7 protein-coding genes and 3 pseudogenes are annotated in these 6,735 nt (G+C 33.1%); all 10 read left to right on the top strand.

Features of this window, described 5'->3' with window-relative positions; genetic code table 11:
- A partial coding sequence (locus A374_RS21205) for a GH-E family nuclease (RefSeq protein ID WP_007203864.1) occupies nt 1–740 on the top strand: 740 nt, incomplete at its 5' end.
- Complete coding sequence (locus A374_RS18940) at nt 737–1,306, top strand: suppressor of fused domain protein (RefSeq protein ID WP_007203863.1); 570 nt, start codon at nt 737–739, stop codon at nt 1,304–1,306. The genes A374_RS21205 and A374_RS18940, both read left to right, overlap by 4 nt.
- Nucleotides 1,307–1,988: 682 nt before the next feature.
- Nucleotides 1,989–2,240 carry a hypothetical protein gene (locus A374_RS18935; protein WP_007203862.1) on the top strand — a complete coding sequence of 84 codons (252 nt, stop codon included), beginning with the start codon at nt 1,989–1,991 and terminating at the stop codon, nt 2,238–2,240.
- Nucleotides 2,241–2,595: 355 nt separating this feature from the next.
- Nucleotides 2,596–2,745, top strand: a pseudogene (locus A374_RS21200) (recombinase family protein); the annotation flags it as partial.
- Nucleotides 2,746–2,897: 152 nt separating this feature from the next.
- Nucleotides 2,898–3,146, top strand: coding sequence for a polymorphic toxin type 50 domain-containing protein (locus A374_RS21195; RefSeq protein WP_338009616.1), 249 nt, complete (start codon nt 2,898–2,900; stop codon nt 3,144–3,146).
- 44 nt (nt 3,147–3,190) lie between these two features.
- Nucleotides 3,191–3,529 (top strand): hypothetical protein, encoded by a 339-nt coding sequence (locus A374_RS18930; protein ID WP_007203861.1) that lies wholly within the window; start codon nt 3,191–3,193, stop codon nt 3,527–3,529.
- A 501-nt stretch (nt 3,530–4,030) separates the two neighbouring features.
- Nucleotides 4,031–4,729 (top strand): SMI1/KNR4 family protein, encoded by a 699-nt coding sequence (locus tag A374_RS18925; protein WP_007203860.1) that lies wholly within the window; start codon nt 4,031–4,033, stop codon nt 4,727–4,729.
- 217 nt (nt 4,730–4,946) lie between these two features.
- Nucleotides 4,947–5,428 (top strand): annotated as a pseudogene (locus A374_RS18920) (SMI1/KNR4 family protein).
- A gap of 5 nt (nt 5,429–5,433) precedes the next feature.
- Nucleotides 5,434–5,820 carry a hypothetical protein gene (locus A374_RS18915; RefSeq protein WP_007203858.1) on the top strand — a complete coding sequence of 129 codons (387 nt, stop codon included), beginning with the start codon at nt 5,434–5,436 and terminating at the stop codon, nt 5,818–5,820.
- 637 nt (nt 5,821–6,457) lie between these two features.
- Nucleotides 6,458–6,735, top strand: a pseudogene (locus A374_RS18910) (hypothetical protein); the annotation flags it as partial.

The raw sequence follows: 6,735 nt of genomic DNA, 5'->3' as shown, positions 1-6,735 counted from the left end.
AAGGCGGTGCCGCGCATGCGGTACAAGGGGGAGCGACAGCAACTGGTGCTGCAGTCAAAAATCAAGCTAAGAGTCTATCCGTAGGCACTGTACGAAAAATGGCTGAGAAAAAAGCAATAGTCCCAAGTTCGGTTGTACATAAAACCGAGAATATGGGGAAAGAAGCTATAAAGAGCAGTCCTAATGCTGTGAAAAATGATGCAGCGAAGACTGCGAAGCATCTTGACAACGAACACATACCAAGCAGATTGGAACATGTGTCTAATCAAGAGTTACCTTTAGTTAGTGGGGGACCTGAGCATGTAGTCGATCTTCCTGCCCCAGCTATTAAAAAAGGTGAGACTAAGGGTACGGGTGAAGGTAGTACAAAAGTTAAAAAAACTGATAGTTTGTATAAGAGAAGTAGTTTTAGAAAAGGTACTCGTGTTAAAGCAGAAAGTGAAGCACCAAAAAATGCATCAGGAAAAATGATTTGTCCCACGTTCGGAAAAGATATTCCAGATAGTATTACCATTAATACTAAAAATGGACCAGTAAAAAGAATTGGATATGACTTAGATCATTATCCAGATACTTGGGCAGAAAGAGTTGTAAGTATGAAAACAGGTGAAGTAAAACCAACACGAAAAGAAGTATTGGATGAATATAATGCTCGACTAAGGGTTCAATGTCATGAATGTAATATAAGTCATAAATTTGAAGGAATAGAAGGAACATATAAAGGGGAGATAAAAGAATGATAAATTACGGAGAGCTTTATTATGACCATTATAGTAAATATTTAGGTGATCCAATAGACCGAGAGGTTTTTAGAAATAATGAAGAGCTTCCGAGTATGCAAATTTTAAAATATGAAAATGTATTTGAAGAATGTTTAGTTTTTAATACACTTGGACTCAGTAAATATGAAGAAATAGTAGGGGATAATGTTGAAATTTCAATGGTAGTTGATGGGGCATTTAATAGTACAGGGTATATCCTTGCAAGTGCTTTATTTTATTGTATAGGTAATGGAATAGAAATAGGACGAAGAACAGCAATTAGTGGTATTGAAAGTATTGATAAATCATTTGTTCAAAAATATAATAAAAGTGCAGTTTACTTTACTGAACCATTCGCTTTTCCAGAAGAATATGGTGATGTACGTACTGGAAGTGAAGATCAAGATGGTAAAATTTTGTTAGCATTCTTTATTTCCCAGTCGGAATATGAATGTTTTGTAAAATACGGAACAGAAAAATTTGAAGATTTGTTAGAGGAAAATAACGTAGATCCTTTTAATGTTAGCAGGAAATCTATAATTTGAGGGTTAATTAGTATTGAAAGGTATAGACAATTAGGGTTAGAAATTAAAGAATTCACATAAGACAAGTAAACGAAAAAGAAAAAGAATAAGAATAAGCTGTTAAAAAGTAAGTACTCCATGATGGTTGTACCATCATGGAGTACTGTGTGCAATGATAGAATAGAAAACGAAGTACGAGCTTAGGCGAGATGACATTTTACATGGCGATGAATATAAACACATGGAATGCATATTAAACTAACGAACTCGTACAAACTCGTAAATTTTAACGTAACACTTGTCACGATATGTAAAAGGTGTCATACTTGTGCTACAAAACTTACAAATTTACGCTACTTAAAAACATATGAACTTAAAGCACTCGATTGTCAAATAAAGGCGACAGGTGCTTTTTTACGTTTTAGCGTAGAAATTTAAAAGAGCACTATAATTTTATAAGTGCATTAAGTGTTAAATTTTTATTGTTGTTTTATAGATTGTAATGGCTATGTACAGCGTACGACGATAGTAGAGCTTGGGATAGGCTTCAAAAAGGTATTTATAACAAGAGTGATATTGATTTATTGAATCATGAACTTTTTGGATCAAAATTTGAAGGAATATTCAAAACGGATTACAGGACCGCGCATGATAAAACGGTTGAATCTGGGCGTCCTTGGTATCCACAAGAGGAGGAATAAAATTGGCTTCGTATGTTTTATTATTAAAGGAATATGAAGATTATGATACTGTCGTTTACAAATTTGGACCTAATGAAGAGATTATGGGTAAAATTGAGTTAAATAAAATAACCAGGAAGTTTTCAGAGTTGGAAAGTTTACCAGATCAAAATATTCCCACAAAATTTTATTTTGATCGAGCCGCTCAAAGATTGGCAGTTTGCCTTGTAAGAGAAGATGGAATATTTCCAGAAAAAACAGCTTTTGAATCATAGGAGCAACAAATAAAAGCTTGATGGATGGGAGCCTTTTAAGGTTTTTTATTAACTTGTGTAATAAAAAGGAATCATATTTAAAAATAACTCATGATGGTAAGTTGAATGGCTAGCTTGGTTACAGTGACATTTAAATAAGCGACCACACTTATTACTTATCCTATATTATTTACCAATGAAAATGACAAGGCTCTTTGTGATAAATGAGGAAAGTTTATTGTAAAAAGGTGTCCTTACGCTGCGTTGGCTCATAAAATTTTGAGTTGTATTTTAACTAGAGACGGTCGTATAATACTCGCTATTCGTTTAAAAAACGTTACATAAATTGTAATTACCGTAACGGGAGGGTGAAAAGTTGAACGTTATTGGGCATATACGAGTCTCAACTCAAGGGCAGGCAAGAGATGGATCTAGCTTGAAATACTAAGAAGATGAAATTAAAGGTTTCTGTAAAGAAAAAGGCTGGAATCTGATATATATATTTAGAAATGAAGGAATAAGTGGCTGCTGATTTTTTTATTTAGAGATTTTAAGATTACAACATAGGGTACGGGTAATGGTGTACCTTCTTATGGAAAGAATTCAGTACCAAAAGGACCTTATAGAGAAGTTAATGGATTCCCAGTTAAAGTAAAGCCAGGTGCTCAAGAGAAACATATTCCTAATACTCCAAACTACAAACAAGAAATAGTAAATGGAAAAAACAAACGTATTTTCTATGGCGATAACAAAACAGCACAAGAATTGCTGGATAAGTTTGCAGGGAAAGGTCAACTACTACGAAAGGGTAATAAAGAAAGAGTAGACTTTGGTAAACCAATTGGGAAATACTATGATCGTGATACGAGTGAATACCTTGAAACTACTAGAGGAATGATTCATTATGGGGAAAAATGGAGCTCATAAAGTGCCTTCAGAACCATTACAGAAGTAAGAAGAGGAGGATGGACATGGAATATGATCCTTTAATAAAAGCGTTAAAAGATTATAAAGATAATGACTTAATCATAGAGTGGGATAGTGGATTGAAAATTATTGGTGAACCAGACACACTCTTTGAAACAGACAATGGGTTGGATGACGATGATGTGAATTATACGGAATATTATGCAGTTACATTTCAAGTAAATAATATTTTATCGCATCCTACTAGTGAAGAAAGCAGTTTATATAATTGGTTAATACAAAAAAAAGGATCATTAGTTGAAATTTCTCTCTATGATGATCCACCAAGTTCAGTATTTTTAACCGACGGAAAGAGAGTTTGGGGAAGGGAAATATATAAATAATAGCTGCTATTCAAACTGTTACCTTGATTGGCTACATGCCTTTCAAGGTTTTTTCTTGACTAAAAGAGTTTATGGATATAAATAGCCTAATGGTAAGTGAACGTACGAAATTGATTACAGTGACAAAGATATAAAACGACTACACTTACTACTCAATTTATATTTGCACACTAGGGATGACAAAGCTCGTCACGCTAAAGGTAGTAACATACAGGCAACACAAGGCAGGTGAAAAAAGAAGGAAAATAAAGAATTAGAGTGGAAAAAAACAATTGTTTATTTGAAATTCAAAACTCATGAAGGTTATACCATCAAGGCATCATGTTAATCTTACTCTGATTGGATAATTTATAAAAAAGAAAATATTGCGGTTGATCCAAAATTTAGGGAAGATATGATAAAGAAGGAAAAGGAATTAGACATAAAATTACAAAGACAAATTGATAATTTTGTTTCAGAAAATAGATCAGTATTTAAATAAAAAAGGAGATAACTGGCCGTATGGGAGAAAAAATCAGTTATTTAAAAAAGTACAAAGGTAATGTACAACTTTTATCATGCCACGAGATGACTAAGGTTGATGCTAGAAAAGTACCAAATATGTGGTATGAATTGTTTCAAGAAGAAAATGTACACAAAAGGGTTGAGTCTACTTTATCTATTTGGAAAGAGCAAGTAGGGGAGGAATTAAGAAACACCATATCTTATTTAGAAGAGCACCTTGAAGAAGTGGATTTATTAGACATAGATGGTATATATTCAATTTTATACACTATTAAAACCGATAATGGAGAAATTCGATATTATCAAGGGGGAAATCCTAAAGACGATTTTAATCATGAAGAACTAGAAAGAAATTGGGTTGAAATTCCTGAGACAATAAGAAAATTTTATCAAACCGTTCATAATGGTTTCTATTTTTATGCAAGCCATTCTATGGGACTCGTTCCTTTAGAAGATGTAACTTTTTTTAATGAAGATGAATGGAGTATTATTGAGGAGTTAGAAGAACCTTTGCAACTTAATTTACAAACTACTTTTGGTTTCTTCAAAAGTGGAATGGGTGGTTATGTTGCGGTTGATTATGAAAATAACAAAAGTGATCATGCGATTTTATGGTGGACGTATAAACAGCCTATATATAATGTTAATTTTTGGGATATAGTTGATGAATGGACTGTAATTGGATTTGAAGATTAGTCGAAGCATATGGTAGGTTATAAATTTTTTAGAAGGAAATTCCATTTATTAAATATGGTTTGTTGTAATCCACTTCATTTTTCAATCATATTCGAGAAAAAATGAAGTTTGAACTCTGTAAACTTTGTTTTTTTTGAAGTGTATGGAAAATCCTTGGCTATGTCAGGGATTCTTAAAAGCTTCAATTATGGGGAGAGGGTTTACGATGAACAATTAGATTACATGGAAATATAAGGAATCGTAAGTTTCGGAAGCGAAAGTAGTAGAAACTGGTCAACAGTTAGGATTTCAATTACCACAAGATTATATTGATAGTGTCAAATGTTGAACCATAATTGTTTATGGCAGGGACGATTGAACGTTGTTTTGGATCATTAATAGTTTTGATGAACAAAGTGGCGGATATATTGTTGAAGCCTATGAAGATTATCAACCGAGCCTTCCAGAGAAGGTCTTTCCATTTGGTATTGATCCTGCTGGGAATTTAATCTGTTATGACTACAGCAGTAGTGAAACGAATCCATTCGTTGTATTTTGGGGGATCATGAAGGGGCATGGGCGAAGGAAGATTTAATGGAAGAAGAGGGGATGACATTAGAGGAAGCCGAGGTGTATATGCGTGAACAGATCACCTATGTAGCCGCAAGCTTTACGGAACTGTTAGGTAACACCATTATAAGAGTTCCCATTCAGAGGTGAAGTATATGAAAATTAAAATTATAAAAAATGAAGGAATATATAATGACCAGATGGTAGTAAGCTTTTCTTCTGAGTTTGGTGATGGAAAAGCTAGTTGGAATGGAGAAAATCCAGTAGAAGGTCGAGAATATTATGTCGAGCTAGAAATACCAGATACAGTAGAGTGGAGAAAAGATGTTAGTAAGTCTGACAAAAAGCAATACTGTATTAAAAATAATGGAGACTCTACAATTATAGTTTGTGAAGTCGAAACATTTTTTGAATATGGGTGTTGTAATTTTAGAATTGGAACAAGTATAGTTACTCTTGAGATCGTGGGGGAACTTTATCCGAAAGGAACATTTGTTGAGATAAGTACTGAGAACCTCATTTTGTATGATACAAACTTATAATTATTTAACCTTGATTGGCTAAATGCCTTTCAAGGTTTTTACTTTGACTGTAAGCCCGAAATATATAGGGTCAAAAATAGATTGGGAGCAAACCAATAATCGTTATAGTAAAGAATCTAATAATGAAACTTTACGTACTGATGTTAGTTTATTCATTACTGAATTAAAAGGGAAATACTTGAATAATAATATTCCAGTAATATATATTGGTGATAATCTTACAGAGTTCGGCTATCAGTTCGGATTAAAGAATATAAAAAAATATTATTTCATTTTTTAGATATTCCCCAGCATCATTATTTCATACCTTTTAATGGTGATTGGTGTCTATGTATTTCCTATGAAAACTATTTAGATTTCGGTTGTAGTAAACTGGCGAACTATGCAGATAATATTGAGGTTCCTTATGGAGAACACTTCGGAGGAAAGAATGAGGATGGCTCACCATGCACACAGAATGGATTTACTGGATCTAGAAATGGTGAGTTAGTTCCTGAATGGAAATTTTATAAAAGATATTTGCCTACCGATGGATCGGAATTATATAGAGTGTCGGACGGTATTGAAAAACTAGTACGTATATTTGATGATAATTTAAATAGATTTACACCAATTGATTAATAAAGGAGAGAACTGTATGGAGAAAGGGACTTTTGCAAGATATATGAACAAAACCTTTAGAGTGAGTATTAGAGGTGACGATTGTATACGATTAATTAGTGAAGATCAAGCAGATGTGAACAATGGGTTCAAAAAACACATATATCCTAGCTACTATAAAGACAGGGATCGCTTACCTAAACTATATATCAAGGAAGTTAAGAAAGCAGACCTTGATGAACTTTATGAAGTAGATTATAAAGCAAAATACAATGGAACTATTTTTAATTTGCATTTTAATGAAGCAAATACAAA

This window comes from Fictibacillus macauensis ZFHKF-1 (assembly GCF_000269865.1).
Classification (GTDB): domain Bacteria; phylum Bacillota; class Bacilli; order Bacillales; family Fictibacillaceae; genus Fictibacillus_C; species Fictibacillus_C macauensis.
This window is presented reverse-complemented; position numbering and strand designations above follow the sequence as displayed.